This is a genomic window from Paenibacillus solisilvae (assembly GCF_042656405.1).
GTDB classification, from domain to species: domain Bacteria; phylum Bacillota; class Bacilli; order Paenibacillales; family Paenibacillaceae; genus Paenibacillus_Z; species Paenibacillus_Z solisilvae.
Genome location: NZ_JBHSOW010000127.1, coordinates 39,907 through 57,002, shown reverse-complemented (window position 1 = coordinate 57,002; position 17,096 = coordinate 39,907). Strand labels below are relative to the sequence as shown.

The following is a 17,096-nucleotide window of genomic DNA, read 5'->3' as shown; positions in this document are numbered from 1 at the left end:
CCTTACTTCGATTTCATGCCGACCCGTCGAACGCTTACCTTAACGTAAAAATCAAAGGTAACCTCCTTGTACATCTCCTGCCATCGTTCTTTGGTTTTGATTTGCGTATTCCAATATCTTGGTTTTTTGGCCCGGACAAATTCACCGAATCCGAAAATATCGGAGCCGCTCTCCTGTGTCTTTTTAATTAGTGCCTCATACAGTTTAGTCGCTTGTACCTTTTGACTCTGCTGGATCTGTTTCAAGACTCTAACGTTTATGTTAACCGCCTCGCTTATTTTTTCCTCCAGATTAATTTCGGATGCAATTCTTATCGAGAAATGGGGATGACCGTTTATAATTTGGACAGCCATTTTCGAATCCCGATGAGTTGTCGCAGTCATGACTGTTTTCGACGGTCCGCCAAGGTCTACAAAAACCCGATAACCTGCGGGGTTTAACCCCTTTATGCCCATATAGGCACCGATTTGCAGCGGTTTCGTTTTACCTACCATGCGATAGCCTCTAAAATAAGCCATTCCCATAACTTCGACGTTTTGTTCTTTCTTCATATCCACATAAGGAAGAAAGCCTTCTTGCCCTTTCTTTGCAGAGTTGCTCCAGAAAATACCGATGTAATCCATCGGAAATTTGCCCATTTTGATGCTTTCATCAAGCGTGGAAATCAAATAAAGCGTCGGAACCCTCTCCAGTTTAGGTGCTGCTTTCATTAACTCCATCGCCTTGCCTTTTGAAATCATCAGCCAAGCCATTCTTCGAACCTCTGAATTGCGGTGAAAGTAATCGTTCACATTCTCAATGCCTTTTTTCGCTACCTTTTCCGATACAACAATAACCCGCAGATGTCCGAAAAACAGCGGACTGGATATCTGCTGCTGCAGATTCATAATCGCATCATCGATGGAATAACCGACCACATCGATAATCCAGAGTGTATCCTGCGAGCTTCCCTTCCCGCCTCCTCCGCTTTCACTCGGTCCAAGGGCAATCCGTCCCGGCAGGGCAATTTGGATAGCGACCCGAATCAAACCTGTCTGAAGCGGCGGGGTTCTGACTTGCGCAACCTCATCCCCATTGGATTTGGATACCGCCTCGTCAATCGAGATTCCTAATACGACGGCGCGATCTTCAATTTCAAGACGATCCCAGCATCCTGTCAGAAGAGGCGTAATAATGAGCATGGCGAATATGAGCTTAACCAATGGGTTCCACTGGATTTTCCCCAACGTGATCGCCTCTCTTCCCGCGTATTAGTGAGAGGATGAACAAGAGTCCCGGATAGCCGATCGTTATGAATAAGCCGATACGACCGACATCTTCAATGATGGCGTACATTTGCAAGATGTTTTGAGGAAGCATCGCCATAATAAAAACAATCGGAAGCAGGAAAAAGGAAAACATATTCTGATCCTTCAGGCGAAACAGATTACAAATGGCGCGAATGGTCAAATAATAACTCGAAAATAAGGTGGTAAACACAGCCGTAACCCATACGGCTAGAAATGCCGCATCCAGCCTCTCCAGCACATTCGCCGGTAAAGAGGTTGCTTTGGCCAGCTCCAAGGTCGGCCAGAGTAAATTTTTGATCTCTTCAGCTCCAAATACACCGACTGCCGCGACGACAATCACAACATATAGACCACCGGCAATCAGCATCCCCCCGATACTGGCTTTCATCGCTTTATCAGGCCTGCTCATGGCCGGAATCACGATCGTCAATATGAAAGAGCCTTGAAATAAAGAAGCTACTGTAAGAATGCCCGGCAGCATATGCTGAGGATTATTTCCCCAAATCGGCAGAAGATTAATGGAATCCGCATTTTTCAAGGACAGCGCGACAATCAATATAGCCGGACCAATTAGAAACGGGAAATAAAAAAGATGCATATATGCAAAAGTCGTCAGGTTGTTACGAGTGGAGACGGCTGCAAGCAGCAGCATGACGACAACGGTAACCTCGAGCGGCGTTTTCTTAAGTACCGAAGTTACCACGACCTCACCGAATTCGCGTGCGGCAAGTGAGGTTAGCACCGCGAAGAAGGCGATGATAAAGAGACTGCCGATTGCGGCCAGCCATTTTCCGATGATGTCCTCACTGTACTGTATAATGGATTGATTCGGAAACCGCATACCCAGCACGCTTATCAACGCTAACCCAACAAAACCTACGATCATGCCCAGAAGGGTAACAAGCGGGGCTCCCGCATCCCCTGCACGCACAGCGAACAGAGGAAGCGGCAGCACTCCAACTCCTATGATGGTGCTGACCAGAATGGCAGCTGATTGAATCGTCGTAATTTGACGGGGATTTTCCATCTCTTAAGACTCCTCCTTTTGCTTATCAAGTTCCATCGGATCGAGCACATTTCGAGGAAGCTCTTTCGCTTTGGCCGCAGCGTCCTTAGGCAATCTTTGTTTACCCTCGGGCTGCAGGAAGGAAGGCCTTTCGGTCATCCACCATAAGGGTCCGCGGATGATGAGATCCTTCATTCCCTGGAAGCTTCCCGGTACATACGGACTCAAGTATGGAACGCCAAATGACTTTAACGAAAGTAAATGATTGGCGATAAGGATCAATCCGATTACAACGCCGTACAACCCGAAAATGCCGGCTAAGATGATTAGCGGAAAGCGCAGCAGCCGCAGGGCCAATGCTGCATTGTAGGCTGGCGTTGCAAATGAACCGATTGTCGTCAGCGCGATAATGACGACGGTAATGGGACTTGCAAAGCCTGCGGCGACAGCGGCTTGTCCGACAACCAGCACGCCGACAATGGAGAGTGCGCCGCCAACCTGCTGCGGCAGCCGTATCGTAGCTTCCCGCAGCACCTCCATCGATATCTCGATGATCATAACCTCAATGACCGCCGGGAAAGGCACGCCCGCCCGTCCGCCGGCAACCGCGACTGCGAATTCAGTCGGGATTAATTCCGGATTGAAGGAAATGATCGAGACATAAATAGAAGGAAAAACAAGCGAAAACACAAGCGCTATAAGCCTGGCCAAGCGAATCGCGCTCATCAACAGAAACCGTTCCGTATAGTCCTCGACCGTTTGATAGAACTGGCTGAACACGGTAGGGACGATCAAGGCTAAAGGGGAACCGTTAACCAATATCGTAACTCTCCCTTCGAGCAGGTTCGCAACGACTTTATCCGGCCGCTCCGTATACTGCACCTGCGGAAAAGGGGTAAAATGATTATCTTCGATAAACTGCTCCAAATAACCTGAATCCAGCACCCCATCGACATCAATATTGGATAGTCGGCGTTTCACTTCCTCTACAAGCTCAGGTTTCGTTATGCCATCCAGGTAACAAATGGCCACTCGCGACCTCGTTCTGCGACCGATTTCCATCGTACTGATCCGCAGTTCCGGTGTTTGCAGCCGGTATCGAATCAAAGCGATATTCTTCTCTAACAGTTCAATGAAGCCTTCGCGCGGCCCCCGAATGACCTGCTCCGTTGCCGGCTGGTCGACGGCCCTCTTCTCAATACTGCTGGTATTGATTGAGAGTGCCTCATCCAATCCATCAATAACGACGATGGTATTACCGCGAAGCAAGCTCTCAATAATCGCGGCAAGCTTTCTTTCCGGTCTTAGTGCGCTGTGGTAAAGCGTTTCATTAAGCAAATAATCCTGCAGTTGATGCTGTTCGATGTTCTTCCCTTCCAAATGAACAGGTACATGCATAAGCGGTTTTAGAATATTGTTGTTGATCATCGTTTGGTCCGTCATGCTGCAGTAATAAAACATGACTGCTGAATAATGACCAAACACATGAAACCGGCGCATCATGAAGTCACCGTCATCCATCATAATGCTCTGAATGACCGCTGTCGTATCCTCCATGCTGCTCGTTATATTCACATTTAGGTTTTCTTCCAATACGGGCTTCGACGATTTGGTAATCACTCTTGATCGATTGTTTTTGGTCTTGTTGTTATCTGACGCGTTGCTGCTGTTAGATTCCTTATTATTATCAGACGCGTTGCTGCTGTCAGACTCCTTGTTGTTATCGGACGCGTTGCTGCTGTTAGTATTATTATCAGATGCGTTGCTGCCGTTAGACTCCGTGTTATTGTTGCTGCTCATCGATCTCCACTACCTCCCCTCACTTGTCTTCCGTTTCGTCTCATTTGGAATATTATGATAATAAAGCTTCCATATTATGCACTCCCTTAAGCTGCCGCAAATAACATCCGGTTCTCTCCCCCGGACATTCGAAAAATGCATGCTTATGCGTATTTCATCCCTAATATTGGGAACCCTACTGTCATCAACGTAAGGAGGGAACCCCGTGACTTCTACCCGATTGGAATGGACCAGTACCAGCATCCCTTTCGCTCAAAATAGGTTTCTGCATGTGTTGATCATCCTTTTCATCGTCTTTTTCGGTTTTATGGCCATATTTCCAACCAATCGGGGGATATGGTTCGCTGACAGCCTGCCGCTTGTCGTAGTTATCCTTACCCTTGCCATTACTTACAAGTGGTTTCATTTTACAAATCTGTCCTACTTCCTGATGTTCGTTTTCTTTTGTCTGCATACCTATGCGGCACATTATACCTATCAAGGCACACCGTTCGATCATTGGCTAAAAACAACCTTTCATACGAAGAGAGGCTATTACGACCGGGTCGTTCATTTCGCATTCGGATTGTTCTGTGCTTTCCCCTTCCGCGAGATTTTAAAATACAAAGTTAAGCTGACCGGGATTTGGTTATATGTTCTGACCCTAAACGTTGTTCTCAGCTGCAGCGCACTTTTCGAAATCCTTGAAATGTTGGCCGCCTTAGCGGCTGGTCCAGGTGGAGAGGCCAAATTTGTCGGCCTTCAGGGTGATATCTTCGACACGCACAAAGACATGGCATTAGCGTTTCTGGGCGGCGTCATATCTATGGGCATTCTCGCATGGATCATCTGGAGAAGCGGTCAAAAAGCTGATAAAGCTGCTGCTTATTAAGCTCTCATCCGACCTCCCCAATTGGATTTCGCGCGACCCGTAAAATCAAAAAGTCCTCATTTTCTGCTATTTGGCAGAGAAAGAGGACTTTCTTTGATTTACGCCATTATTAGAATGCCGCCGCGCCTTCAGTGGCGAGTCATGCTGGCTGCAGCTTCACCATTCGTTTAATTTTCACCGAAACGGAAATCATCACGATCGCCTAGGTCTGCATATTGCCCGGCTGAAAGATATTATGAAGGAGCAGAAGGTTTATCATAAGATCCTTTGGAACCGATACTTCCGTATCCCTAGGTAGCTGAACAGGTGAAACTTACTGGATCGCATATATTGTCATGTGCAAAACCAATTCAATAAAAGAGGAAGTGACCGATCATGGCAACCAAATCAGTCAGAAATTATACTGTGCATGATCTGAAAGACGAAGTACTCTATTTCGACAGCCGTTGGAAACGGTCATTCTCGGGCGGAAGAGCCATTTATACGGCCATCTCAAACCGTTCAAGCGTCACACTGACAAATGTCACCCCAAAAGGAAGGCTAATTCCACAAGTGATTCAAAAGTTTAAAAAAGGAAGCCGTGTGGTCGTCATTGACACGGCTGTCCATTACCCTCCTCACTCGACCAAGAGACTCTAGCCAGTTAGCCCCTCTTTCATGGCAGGATTGGGGGGCTTCCTGATTACAATAACGTACATAACTGCAAACCAAAATTCCTGCAAATCAAAAAGGTCACTCGCATTTGAGTGACCTTCTCTTATCCCTATGATCTTATAAACACTTACAGGTAGACATTCGTTTTCGCTTAATAGCGCATATAAGTCCAAATTGTTTTTTGAGTAGGTCCGCCTTCGAAGAATATGCGCCAGTAAATGGTTTCACCAGGCGCGACAGCTCCATAAGGTAGAGTCAACAACCTGTCACCTTTGTTAATCGGCGGCTTCACAACAACAGAGCCCTTTGGCAATTTAACTTCAAGCTCAATTCGCGCACCATTTGGTTGTAAACTGTACACAGAGACCCATTTTAAACTGCCGGTATTATTAGTCCACTTAAAGTATTGAGTCGCTGAGACAGTCGAAAACCCGTATGGACCCAGCCCGTTAGCGTTCGTCCAAGGAGAGGATGTTACAGCCGGCGATGCTGCAAAAGCAGATTGAGCTGACACCAATAAACTGACCCCGACAAATGCAGAAACAAACCATTTTATAAATTTCAAAAAATCCCCTCCAATTTTTTCAGGCGCTATATACCTAATTTAACCAGCATACAAAATTTCTCAAACATCAAAATGATCAAAGAGAGCAAGATGCCAGGATGCCAGATGTATGGCACTTAAAATTAAAATTATTAATTTCAAGAGATGGTGAAATGGCCGAATACCGCTGCCTCATTCAACACACGCAGCTGTAACGATCAAGGATAGGTTCTACACGAAAACGATCGTATTCCTAAAATACAGATCTCCGGAAACGTCTTTCAGAAATAAGTGTATTCTAATCCAGCTTAATTTTTTCTAATTGGCATTACCCGGACTACTTGTGTACGATACTTACATAACCTTTTCTTCTGCTCCTCTAAAGTGGTCGGATGACCGCTCTAGAGGGCCTTTTTTTTTAAAAAAAGCTGACGCGTTTGTTTTAACCAGTGCTTTGAGGTCCCAATGCCGATCGGCTTGTCATTTCATACATAATCGAGCAGCTGCTCCATATAAATCGTTGAATCTTTGATCGTAACCTCCTCCTCATGTATTCATTCATTAGGCTAATGACATTATTCAAATGTCTCGGTAACAAACACCCAGTCACGCAGCATGAATCTTGCATAAATTACAGAGTAGTCAACGAATGAAGGAGGTGCATTGAATAATGTCCGGTCATGTAGGTGGTGCTTTTACAAACGCTGGTACAATACTGGTGCTATTCATATTATTGGTGATTGTTGCTTGCAGCTGCGGAGTATTCGGCGGTTATGGTAAGGGTTACTAAGTAAACCTCTGAATGTCCCACCATGCATTCAGATGTGCCGAATCCCCCCAAAATAATCTCCCGCAAAAGGCCCATCCTATGGGTCTTTTGTGCATTTATTGAAGCACCCGGTCAAGAACCCATTTAATGAACATTGAAAAAAACACCTAAGCTGAAAGCTGTTTCCGATACGCTGTCGGAGGCAGCTTTTTTAGCTTTCTTGGTGCGGAATCTTTGATCGCTGTGAAATTTTATTTTTTGTTTTTGAGCACTTCGATAAACTGGCGTAGGCGATCGGGCATTGGAATACCGATCCGGCCGAGATTTTCCGTAATGGAAATAAGTTCGTTTGCTAGATAGAAGAAAATAGCACCGCCCATAGTTAAGCTGTTTAGTTCCAGTAAGATATCAACGCGATGGGCAAGCAGAATGACGAGCAGCATGATCCCTTTTCTCGCTAGCCCCCATGCACCCGTTGAACTATTTAACCTCTTTTCTTTAACTGCAGCCGCAACACCTGTTATATAATCAATACCCATTGCCACAAGGAGCAGGGTGAAAGACTCCGACCATATTCCGAAAGAAAATGACAGTGCTGAACCTACCAAGGCTGTCAAGGAACATACGATTATGTTTGGCATAACTTCACTCTCCCTTCATACTCCTTCTCAATAGCATATGATGAGGAACTGAGGTTGTCCGTTCAATTGTCCAATTTAACACGATTAACTTCACATTAATGCCAACTCCTCTATTAAACAAAAAAAAGCCACTCGCAATTGAGTGACCCACTTATACTTTCACCACTTGACAGCCAGGCTAGTCCGAATAAGCTGATGCATAGAAACTTTCCGGACCTGCTCGTGTGCCTCCAATAGAGGAAAACACTGCAAGCGAATATACTAGCTGATTAGAAGATGGATACGGCACGTTATAATCAGATATAGTTAAATTAAGGATTTTCACACCGGTATCCGTTGGGAGTAACGGCAGTACGACGTCACCGACTAATGCTTCTTGGACTAAAGTTGTGCCACGTACAACAGCGAGGACGATAACTGAACCTTCTGGCTGCGGCGCGTCTGGCAGGTTAATAGCGGCGATACCGCTAAAAGTCACTCTTAGTTCGCCATCGGCACCAGTAACATTAAGTCCGACAACCCCTATCGCAGTCGGTGTCATGGGAGCAAGAGCTATTTCAATTGATCCACCGGTATTGGCATTTTGCGAGGTTCGTGTATCAAGAAACTTTGACATTCTATCACCTCCATATTCATGATGTGATAGTGTATTCCTGCTTGTCCATGGAGGTGCATACGTTATTATCAACTAGAGGAAGAACAAGACCATTATACAAAATAGCTGCGTTTGGATTGCACTCACCGCACGAGTGAGTATGGTCCTCATGTTCGTTCACGTCAAAAAGCCTTCAAGCTTCGCTTCAATTCAGAAGCGCAGCCAGAAGGCTCAGCAAGGTAGGCGATTTGTCAAATCTTTAATTCCCCAAGCTTGATAAGCTCGACAACCGCTTGCGAACGACCTTTTACGTTCAACTTTTGCATCACGTTCGAAATGTGGTTACGAACGGTCTTTTCGCTGATGAACAACTGCTGTGCAATATCTCTGGTTGTTTTGTCCTGTACCAGCAGCTCAAAAACCTCGCGTTCACGATGAGTTAATAAGAACTTGCTCTTCTGGTCGCTACCCATATAATGTTTGTCACCCCTCCTTGCACGGGTTTTTATGGTTTAACAAGGTTAAGGGATACAGTCAAATTATAGTATGAGCGCATGCCTGTAGTGGTGCGGTGACCTAGAAAAAATGGGCGGTTGCTGCGGTTGCAGTTACAACCGGGGCTCTTCTCCATCCTATGTGAATGAAACGGGAATGGACAAAATTTTCACGCTAATTTTGAGAGGTTTCAAAAAGGGGAACACGCCACGCACTTCTGGGGAGTAAGCGGGTTAAGCCGATTGCGTTGATTAGCCGGTATTCGACAATATTTGTATGGCCTCTACTCCAAATCACTTACAAAGTACTATTAACTAAACTGGAAATCTGAACCATAATTAAGAAAGGTTGAAATTAAAATTTGGAGGTCAAAAGATGCGCATAAAGGTATTGTTATTAACCATGGTCACAGTAGCTTTGTTGTCTTTCTCTTCCTCAGTTTCCGCAGAGCCCGGGTTGCCGTTCGAGTACGGGCAGCCTGCAGCAGCCAACGAGTTTTATATGGGGTTCATCAAGGATAGTTCTTCACACATGGAATGGTATAAATGGACGAATACAGCTTCAAGCACCAAGTCCGTTCGCGTTTTTATGGCTAATCCGGTTTTCAATAACTACGATGTCGACTACTACTACAAAAGTAATGACGGTAACTTTATTAAAAAAACGGCTGAGGATACCGGCATAGGAGAGAAAATTGATATTACGCCTATTGTGAAAGTGCCTGCCGGAACTACAATTTATTGGAGAGTCGTGCCTCACAGCGCGGCTGATTTCAACAAAAAAGTGGGCTACTGGACATATCTTCGTTTATTTTAACAACCTGAAAGAGCCTTCAAGCCTTGCTTCCCGGAAGCAAAGGCTTGAAGGCTCTTTTTTGTCTTTCTGACGACCGCTTCAGAAACGATCCGGTTCAGCAGCTTGCTTTCACTACCAATAAGCTTTCATTACCTGCACTTCTGAAGCTACCTGCGCCAATACTGCTCATGCGCGTAGCGATACTGCTGCGGCTTCTTAGGCTCCCTTATCGCGAATCCGCCATTCGGACGATAGGCGTAAGCATTCTCGCCCTGTGTGTAAGCAGCCTGCTTGCGGCGTTCAATGCAATCGAGCAGCATATTTTGCTTGAGTGAGAGATATTCAAGTGTATGAGGACCGAAGCCTGCTTCGATCTCACCAGGGCGGAACTCGTAGTAGACGGTACGGCGCAGCGGGTTTCCATCACCGTCAGGCGAGCCGTGGAGCACCTCGATATCGTGAAAAATAACGTCGCCGGGCTGCATCGGAACCGGAATCGCTTCTTCCGTGGAGAACCCCGGACGTTTGCAGCGCTCCTCATATGCTTCCTTGCTCCACTTGTTGCTGCCTGGAATCACCCATAAGCAGGTGCTGAGATCCGCTTGATCCAGATAGAAGTCAACGTTAAAGATAGGATGTTTGTCCTCGCAGCCATCCGGAACCGCAGCATCGCGGTGCCACGGAACAACGATACCTTCATTAGGAGCCTTAAGCACCATGGAATCCCAAGTCGGAATGAAATTCGGTCCCTGCAGCTTCTCTACGGACCTAAGAATAAATGGATGACCCAGCAGCACCTTCATAGGGTCGCTCTTATCGATGACATATTCAACCCTTTTCAATACGGATTGGCCTGATTTCACACCTTTTCCATACATGAAGTCGTTATCGTCCGATGCGCCGTTTACACCTTTCTCATACAGCTTCATCATTTCCGCCTGTATAAGGCTGAGCTCTTCCCCCACAACTACATTCCGTATGACCAGAAACCCGTTATCCAAGAAAAACTGTGCCTGCTCGTCCGTAATACGGTCCTGCGTTCTGGCATCCACAACCGGCAGCTCCATCTGGTTAACATCCACTTCGCTCACTCCTTCTCCTTAATAACATCCTTCATAGTTGCAAGTATAAGAGATATACGTCAGGAAGTATTTAGCTTATAGTAACAATTCAGTTGCCTATATCACTTTATTTTGTTTAGAATGGATTCAAGATTGAAAGCGTTCTATTCCAGAGTCGGAGGGTTTGAAGATGCAGACCGCAAACTTGCCGCTTCACCAAATTTCCCTGCCGGAGCATGCCGCCAATATGTATTTTCATCCCCCTTATATCACGTTAGGTCACTTGTTCAACGCTCCTGAACAATGGTCTATCGCTCCCCGAATGCTGAATAATTACCAGCTCCAGTATGTCGTAGAGGGAGTTGCGGAATATGAAATCGACGGCAGATTGATCGTTACCAAACGAGGGGACCTCATCTACCATTCGCCGATGCAGCCCCATCAGGTTCGGACGGTTGAAGGTGAACCCTATATTTGCATCTCGATTCTGTTCCACTTTGGCGAAACCCAATATCCCGTCGAGCAGCTGCTTGGCGCTGACCGCTATTTAGGTAATTTTGCAGGCCAATCCATAGAGAAAATGCTCACACAGCTGATCAGCCACTATCACCAGCCTGGACTTATGCACCATGCGCAGTGCCAGGGCCTGCTCATGCAGATTCTGGCCTCGTTATCCGGCAGTAAACAGGAACGGGAAACCAAAACAGAAGGACAGCAAAAAATCAAAACCAAAATCGTCCTAATCCGCAACCATATCGCGAGCCATTACAACCGGAATATCCGCCACCTGGAGCTGGAATCTTTATCGGGATTAAGCCGCAACTACATCATCGTGAAGTTCCGAAAAGCATTCGGCATGACACCCTTTGAATATTTAACACGCGTCCGTATCGAACGTGCAAAGGAGCTGGCTGTACAAACGAATATGTCGATCGGGGAAATTGCAAGCACAGTGGGTTATGCGGATGTCCACACTTTCGGCCGGATGTTCAAGAATAAAATGGGCACCAGCTTCAGCCAGTTCTGCTCATCGCTTGTAGCGGATTAACTGGTGCTAACGAAAAGAACAACTGATTTCGCAGGTTTGCGAATCAGTTGTTCCAGTTTAGCGGATATTAACAACTGCCGGCCATGTTGATCAGCCGGCTTTGGCTGGAAAGATGCGCTCAACTAGAGCATTAAATTCAACGATAAAGCCTTGAATGGGATGCCCGAGCCGTACATCCTCCATGTAGGACGTCATTCGACTTACGAAATCCGGGTTAGCAGAGACATATACATGATCGATCTGAGGAGCCATTTTTTTCACCTCAGCTGCAATGCGTTCCTTGAGCTCCGCCGTTACTTCATCCGTATTGAAACGATTGATCTCTTTCATGGAGATGCTGCCGCCCGGCGCGCCGTACATGTCGTATTCGGCAGCCGTTCTTCCTCTGTTCATGCCGCGGGTCATGCCCATTCCCGTACCGATGTTATGGGATTCGTACCTGCCGTCATTCAGCGCATGACTGGACGGCCGCATGTAGGCTTGATTCGTCCGGCTAATCGGTACCGTTGAATCCATCGAGGCGGATTTTAAAGTCCCCTTGGCGCCGCCTTGAATCGTCGCTGAATCTAAGGAAACCGCCACGTAAGCATTGTTATCCGTCATCATGACATAAGCTTTGTTAATTTCTTTCATTGACGCCAAACGATCCGCAATATCCTTGCTCATTTCGAGGCGATAATTCTTATGCAGGCCGATAATATTGTTGCTGTTCAGTCTCATGCCGTTCATGCGGTTCATTTCATTCATCTGATCATTCGCGAACCGTTTGTTCACAATGGCATTCCCGTTTCCATCATACCGAACGCTCTGCTCACGAATATTGCGGTTACCCAGCTCCCCGTGATTCTCCATACAGCCGGTAAGCATGGTACCTACCAGTGCGCCAGCTGCCAGCAATAGCCATTTGCGCTGCATGTTCCCATCCTCCGTTCATCTTGTTAAAGTCGGCGATTCGCTTATAGCGTTTGCTGAACGGGACCCGGTTATGCTGGCAACTTTTTATGACCTTGGCAGCTGGATTTTAAATATGAACGGGCAGTTGTTCCCTAATGCAGGCAGCCATATAAGGCAGATTTACCTCATGAACGTTGACAGTACCAATCTTTTTAGGTAGAGTGAATGTATTAGTATCTGGTACTAATACCTGATCATAAGGAGATGAATAGCTTGAATCATCCAACTTTGCATTCTCAATCCAAAATCACCGCTTTTGGCGCCTATGTGCCTGAAACTGTTCTTACTAACGAAGATTTGGAGCAGATGGTGGACACCAATCATGAGTGGATTGTGCAGCGAACAGGGATTGTAGAGCGCCGAATCGCATCTGACGAGCAATTTTGCAGTGATCTATGCTTCGAGGCGGTTCGGAACCTTCAATCCAGATATACAGTTGATCTAACGGATGTCGATTATATAATCGTCGCAACTACGACTCCTGACACCTTCTTCCCCAGCATGTCTGCAAGAGTCCAGGCGGAATTCGGAATTCTGACCTGCGGCGCGATCGATATCCAAGCTGCTTGTTCGGGTTTCGTAGCCGCTCTCCAGCTGGCAAACGGACTTCTCCTCTCAGGTGTTCATCAGAAGATCTTAGTCATCGGAGCCGAAACCCTGTCTAAGGCAACCGATTATACGGACCGCTCGACTTGTATTTTGTTTGGTGACGGTGCGGGGGCTGCTTTACTTGAACGCAGCAACGAAGGCTCCTTTGTCGGCTCCTATGTGTCAACAAACGGCGGCAGCGGTCATCATTTGTACCGTTCGAGTCTGGCTTCCTCTATCGACGGCCAGCCCATTTTGACACATGGTAAAATCGTTCAGAACGGACGTGAAGTATATCGCTGGGCTGTCAGCAATGTCCCAAAAGGAATTAAAGCCATCCTGGAGAAGAACGGATTAACGGGAGCGGACATTGACTGGTTTATTCCGCACAGCGCTAATATGCGCATTGTCGAATCCATATGTGAGAAAACAGGCATCCCGCTTGAGCGGACGTTAACGAGCATGGCACAATACGGGAATACATCAGCGGCATCCATTCCGCTAGCCATTAATCTGGCCATGCAGGATTCCCGCATAAAAACCGATGACCTCGTCCTGCTTTACGGCTTTGGGGGCGGATTAACGGAAGCGGCGCTTCTCCTGCGCTGGACCTTGTAGCAGTAAATGTTTCTTTGCAAAAACTAGTGATTTGAGTTCAGACCGTTTATACTAGGGTGTAAGAACTTACAGAATATGAGGGACATGCCATGGAAGACTTAAAACAAGCCTATGAGTTACTTGGTCTGGAGGAAGGCGCCGCCAGAGAAGATGTCGAGAAACGTTATTTTTTATTAATTCGGCGTGCAAGAAGCAGCAAACAGCGCGTAGAGTCTGATGCTGAGGCAGATCTGTCTTCTTCAGCCCCTAATCTGGAAGATGTTAATCACGCTTACAAGCTCATTCTTGCCGCAGAGGATCAGAAGACACAAGAAGCCTTTAATGAAACTGCCTATGGGAAGTATAAGAAAATGGCTGGTTCCGCAGAAAAGGTCGATCATTTCTTCAGCTATTATAAATTTCACCTGCTTGGCGCCATAGCCGTTATTCTCATTCTGGTATTCGGAATCAAGGCCTATGTCGATCACCGCCATGAGCAAGCCGAGCTTGCCAAGCTGCCTCCTGCTGATGTAACCGTCTCTTTTTTTGGCGACTATATCAGTGATCAGGGTTCTTATCCATCCAGTGATGACATCGAGCCGATGCAGAATAAACTGCTCGCTCAGTTCCCGGAATGGAAACGCGTTGTCGTCTTCATGACCTATGTACCGTCGGAGATGAAGAGTCAGCAGGATTCGGCCCTCCTTCAGAAAAGCATGCTGGACTTGATCACGAACAAACCGGATATCTATATCTTGGACAAGGTTAACTTTATGAAACTTGCGATGGATGGAGGGCTGCTTCCGCTGGATGACAAGCTCCAGGCGTTGGATAAGAATAAATTAATGAAAACAGCAACGAAAGACAATCCTTCAGAGGAACATGTCTATGGGTACGATATTACCGCAAGTCCGCTCTTTAAAGATCTGCCGATTCACGGTAAAGAATATATAGCTGGTGTCCGTTTCGATACCAAGAAGCTTGACAGTGCGCTTCATTTGATCGAAAAATACGCAGCTGCCAAATAGAATCAACAAATAAAGGCGCAGTCAGAGTTCCCTATACTCTATGACTGCGCCTTTACTCTATTTATAGACGAATGGATCCATCCTCTCCCCGAAAGACAAGTACCCAATCGGGAGCCGCTCTCTGAACATAAACTAACACGAAGCGGCTCTATAGAAAGGGAGAAACAAAAGATGAAGATTCTATTTACTTATTTTATCGCAAGCGGCGGCATTGAGACGCTGAATCGGCTTCGCTGCCGAGCGCTTAGACAAGTCGGCATTGACGCTCATGTACTTTATTTATGGGATGGCGCGGGCAGGCAAAACATGTCCGATATCAGCCATTTCATCACGAATGACGATAATGAAATCCGTACTATATTAACGGCAAATCACTATGACGCGATCATCGTTACCTGTGACCATTTGATGCTTCAGCGCATAAGGGGTCTGGGTTATTCAGGCGTGCTCATTTACGAAACGCAAGGGCTCGGCACCCGCGAACAAGCCAGAGGAACGCTCCAAGCCGCATCACTATTCATTAAATTATATGCTCAAGCTGCCATCAGCCCGCCAACCTCTCATTTAATGGAGCTGTTTCAAACCTATCTATCTGGCATTCATCCATTCTTCGTGCAAAATCTGATCGACACCGATCGGTTCACCTACCAGGATGCCCATTGGCTCAACCCCGCCGGAAACCTCATACTCGGATGGATTGGCCGACTGGAGCATAATAAAAACTGGCCGCTGTTCCTGGAGATCGCCGCTGCACTGTCACGCAAGCGGAACAATTTACGGATTTGGATGTTTGAGGACGCCAATATATCGGAGCCTGGAGAGCGGGAGAAATTCAACCATCTCGTGAATGAACGGAATCTGCTCCCTATTCTGACGCTTCGTTCTAACGTTCCGCATGACCATATGCCGCATTATTTATCCGTGATCGGGGATTCCGGCGGCATGCTGCTGTCGACTTCCTATGTGGAGGGCTTTGGTTATGCCGTCGCAGAAGCGATGAGCTGCGGTTGTCCCGTCCTATCCACGGACTCTGATGGGGTTAGATCCTTTATCGACCATAACCGGACCGGCAAATTCTTCAGAACAGGAACGGTTGAAGAGGGTGTCAGGGAAGCGGGCGCGTTTCTCGATAACCGATTGGCCACCGATCAAATCCGCGCTCAGGCGAAACAGCATATTCAGGTTCATTTCTCGTTCAGCCGCTATGCAGCCGATATGGTGAACATTATGGTTGCTCTTGGTCTTCGTCCCTATCATTAACGGGCGGGCGGCTTCCGAACTGCTCCTCATAAGTCGAGCGAAGCCCTTCCAGAAACGGGATTCTAGGCGTCCATCCGAGTACATTGGATGCCTTATCCGGAATAAACGCGCTGCTCCATGGATCGTCTTCCCGTACCTCCGTATAGCAAATCTCAATAGGGGCATCATGCAGGTCCGTCAGTACCTCGGCAATCATGGCTATGGAATGGGAAACCCCCGTTCCGATATGCACGATTTCATTATCACCCCGGCCTTTTGAAGCAAGGCAGGCTTGTACGGCATCATCGACATGGACAAAATCTCGGTGCTGCTCACCGTTCCCATGAATCGGAAGCGGCTGCCCGAGCTTGAGCCGCTCCATGAAAACGGCAATGACGCCAACTTCCCCTTTAGGCTTCTGACCCGGCCCATACACATTGGCAAATCGCAGAATCGTGAACGGGACGCCGTAAAGCTGGTAATACCAGCTCGTGTACCGCTCAGCTGCGCGCTTCGACAGGCCATAGGGTGATACCGGACAGACAGGTGTATCTTCACTTACCCGAAATGGCTTAACCTCTCCAAATACCGCTGCTGTGGAGGCTAGTACAATTTTGCAGCTTGAGGCTTGGCGGCATCCTTCCAGAACTCTCAGCGTACCGACTATATTCGTCGTCAGATCCGCGATCGGATCAAGAATAGTCCGGCTCATTTCTCCTTGTGATGCCAAATGGTAAACAATATCAGGGTGCTCATCCGCTAGAATCGCCGGAAGAGCGGTATCACAGATATTCATTTTCACCAGCCTTAGACCGTTTGGCAGATCCTTAGGTGAACCGCTGGATAAATCGTCGATTACGATGACCTCGTGGCCTTCTTTATGTAAAGCCGCAGATAATCGTGATCCAATAAAACCAGCGCCGCCCGTCACTACTGCTTTCATGCATATCCCCTCTCCTCACTTTGATTTACCCTATTCTATGAAAACGGATTGCAAATGTACTGGATTCTGCCTATGCTTTGCGCCATTTCGCTCAAAATAGTCATCTGCATGCGAGCATTTGACGTGTCTCTAAATGCCCTGTCCCCATATAGTAAGAGAAGAGAAGAAATGAATTCACG

17 protein-coding genes are annotated in these 17,096 nt (G+C 47.0%); 7 read left to right on the top strand and 10 right to left on the bottom strand.

Going from position 1 to position 17,096, the window contains the following annotated elements; translation table 11 throughout:
• Window positions 1–2: 2 nt before the first annotated feature.
• Genes ACFPYJ_RS31215 through ACFPYJ_RS31205 form a run of 3 tightly spaced genes read right to left on the bottom strand, consistent with a single transcriptional unit; the run spans window position 3 to window position 4,095 of the window.
• Window positions 3–1,226, bottom strand: coding sequence for a Ger(x)C family spore germination protein (locus tag ACFPYJ_RS31215; protein ID WP_379192166.1), 1,224 nt, complete (start codon window positions 1,224–1,226; stop codon window positions 3–5).
• On the bottom strand, window positions 1,195–2,316 hold the full coding sequence (locus tag ACFPYJ_RS31210) for a GerAB/ArcD/ProY family transporter (RefSeq protein ID WP_379192165.1): 1,122 nt from the start codon (window positions 2,314–2,316) through the stop codon (window positions 1,195–1,197). The genes ACFPYJ_RS31215 and ACFPYJ_RS31210 overlap by 32 nt, the downstream gene beginning before the upstream one ends.
• 3 nt (window positions 2,317–2,319) lie before the next feature.
• Window positions 2,320–4,095: a spore germination protein gene (locus ACFPYJ_RS31205; protein ID WP_379192164.1), complete on the bottom strand. Its 1,776-nt coding sequence runs from the start codon at window positions 4,093–4,095 to the stop codon at window positions 2,320–2,322.
• Between the two features lie 205 nt (window positions 4,096–4,300).
• Between ACFPYJ_RS31205 and ACFPYJ_RS31200 the strand changes: the two genes are divergently transcribed.
• Both ACFPYJ_RS31200 and ACFPYJ_RS31195 read left to right on the top strand, forming a co-directional pair.
• On the top strand, window positions 4,301–4,966 hold the full coding sequence (locus tag ACFPYJ_RS31200; protein ID WP_379192163.1) for a DUF2238 domain-containing protein: 666 nt from the start codon (window positions 4,301–4,303) through the stop codon (window positions 4,964–4,966).
• A 375-nt stretch (window positions 4,967–5,341) separates the two neighbouring features.
• A complete protein-coding gene (locus ACFPYJ_RS31195; protein ID WP_379192162.1) occupies window positions 5,342–5,605 on the top strand; it encodes a hypothetical protein in 264 nt (87 codons plus the stop codon).
• Window positions 5,606–5,771: 166 nt separating this feature from the next.
• Here the strand turns inward: ACFPYJ_RS31195 and ACFPYJ_RS31190 are convergent, their stop codons facing one another.
• From ACFPYJ_RS31190 to ACFPYJ_RS31175, 4 genes are all read right to left on the bottom strand, one after another.
• Window positions 5,772–6,185 (bottom strand): hypothetical protein, encoded by a 414-nt coding sequence (locus ACFPYJ_RS31190; protein ID WP_379192161.1) that lies wholly within the window; start codon window positions 6,183–6,185, stop codon window positions 5,772–5,774.
• Window positions 6,186–7,184: 999 nt separating this feature from the next.
• The gene (locus tag ACFPYJ_RS31185) at window positions 7,185–7,574 is read right to left on the bottom strand and encodes a phage holin family protein (RefSeq protein WP_379192160.1); all 390 of its coding nucleotides are present in this window, start codon (window positions 7,572–7,574) and stop codon (window positions 7,185–7,187) included.
• A gap of 178 nt (window positions 7,575–7,752) precedes the next feature.
• The gene (locus ACFPYJ_RS31180; protein WP_379192159.1) at window positions 7,753–8,190 is read right to left on the bottom strand and encodes a hypothetical protein; all 438 of its coding nucleotides are present in this window, start codon (window positions 8,188–8,190) and stop codon (window positions 7,753–7,755) included.
• Between the two features lie 230 nt (window positions 8,191–8,420).
• Window positions 8,421–8,642 carry a helix-turn-helix domain-containing protein gene (locus ACFPYJ_RS31175; RefSeq protein ID WP_090641524.1) on the bottom strand — a complete coding sequence of 74 codons (222 nt, stop codon included), beginning with the start codon at window positions 8,640–8,642 and terminating at the stop codon, window positions 8,421–8,423.
• Between the two features lie 397 nt (window positions 8,643–9,039).
• Here ACFPYJ_RS31175 and ACFPYJ_RS31170 point away from each other — a divergent pair, with 397 nt between their 5' ends.
• Window positions 9,040–9,480 (top strand): hypothetical protein, encoded by a 441-nt coding sequence (locus ACFPYJ_RS31170; protein ID WP_379192158.1) that lies wholly within the window; start codon window positions 9,040–9,042, stop codon window positions 9,478–9,480.
• Window positions 9,481–9,626: 146 nt separating this feature from the next.
• Here the strand turns inward: ACFPYJ_RS31170 and ACFPYJ_RS31165 are convergent, their stop codons facing one another.
• Window positions 9,627–10,541 (bottom strand): phytanoyl-CoA dioxygenase family protein, encoded by a 915-nt coding sequence (locus ACFPYJ_RS31165; RefSeq protein WP_379192157.1) that lies wholly within the window; start codon window positions 10,539–10,541, stop codon window positions 9,627–9,629.
• 169 nt (window positions 10,542–10,710) lie between these two features.
• Between ACFPYJ_RS31165 and ACFPYJ_RS31160 the strand changes: the two genes are divergently transcribed.
• On the top strand, window positions 10,711–11,568 hold the full coding sequence (locus ACFPYJ_RS31160) for an AraC family transcriptional regulator (protein WP_379192156.1): 858 nt from the start codon (window positions 10,711–10,713) through the stop codon (window positions 11,566–11,568).
• 90 nt (window positions 11,569–11,658) lie between these two features.
• Here ACFPYJ_RS31160 and ACFPYJ_RS31155 read toward each other — a convergent pair whose 3' ends face one another.
• Complete coding sequence (locus ACFPYJ_RS31155; protein ID WP_379192155.1) at window positions 11,659–12,483, bottom strand: YhcN/YlaJ family sporulation lipoprotein; 825 nt, start codon at window positions 12,481–12,483, stop codon at window positions 11,659–11,661.
• A 252-nt stretch (window positions 12,484–12,735) separates the two neighbouring features.
• On the opposite strand from ACFPYJ_RS31155, the gene ACFPYJ_RS31150 reads away from it, so the two are divergent.
• From ACFPYJ_RS31150 to ACFPYJ_RS31140, 3 genes are all read left to right on the top strand, one after another.
• Window positions 12,736–13,728, top strand: coding sequence for a ketoacyl-ACP synthase III (locus tag ACFPYJ_RS31150; protein ID WP_379192154.1), 993 nt, complete (start codon window positions 12,736–12,738; stop codon window positions 13,726–13,728).
• Between the two features lie 89 nt (window positions 13,729–13,817).
• Window positions 13,818–14,735, top strand: a complete 918-nt coding sequence (locus ACFPYJ_RS31145) for a J domain-containing protein (protein ID WP_379192153.1) — start codon at window positions 13,818–13,820, stop codon at window positions 14,733–14,735.
• 171 nt (window positions 14,736–14,906) lie between these two features.
• Window positions 14,907–15,995, top strand: a complete 1,089-nt coding sequence (locus ACFPYJ_RS31140; protein ID WP_379192152.1) for a glycosyltransferase family 4 protein — start codon at window positions 14,907–14,909, stop codon at window positions 15,993–15,995.
• Here the strand turns inward: ACFPYJ_RS31140 and ACFPYJ_RS31135 are convergent.
• On the bottom strand, window positions 15,961–16,917 hold the full coding sequence (locus tag ACFPYJ_RS31135) for an NAD-dependent epimerase/dehydratase family protein (protein ID WP_379192151.1): 957 nt from the start codon (window positions 16,915–16,917) through the stop codon (window positions 15,961–15,963). The genes ACFPYJ_RS31140 and ACFPYJ_RS31135 overlap by 35 nt on opposite strands.
• Window positions 16,918–17,096: the final 179 nt, after the last annotated feature.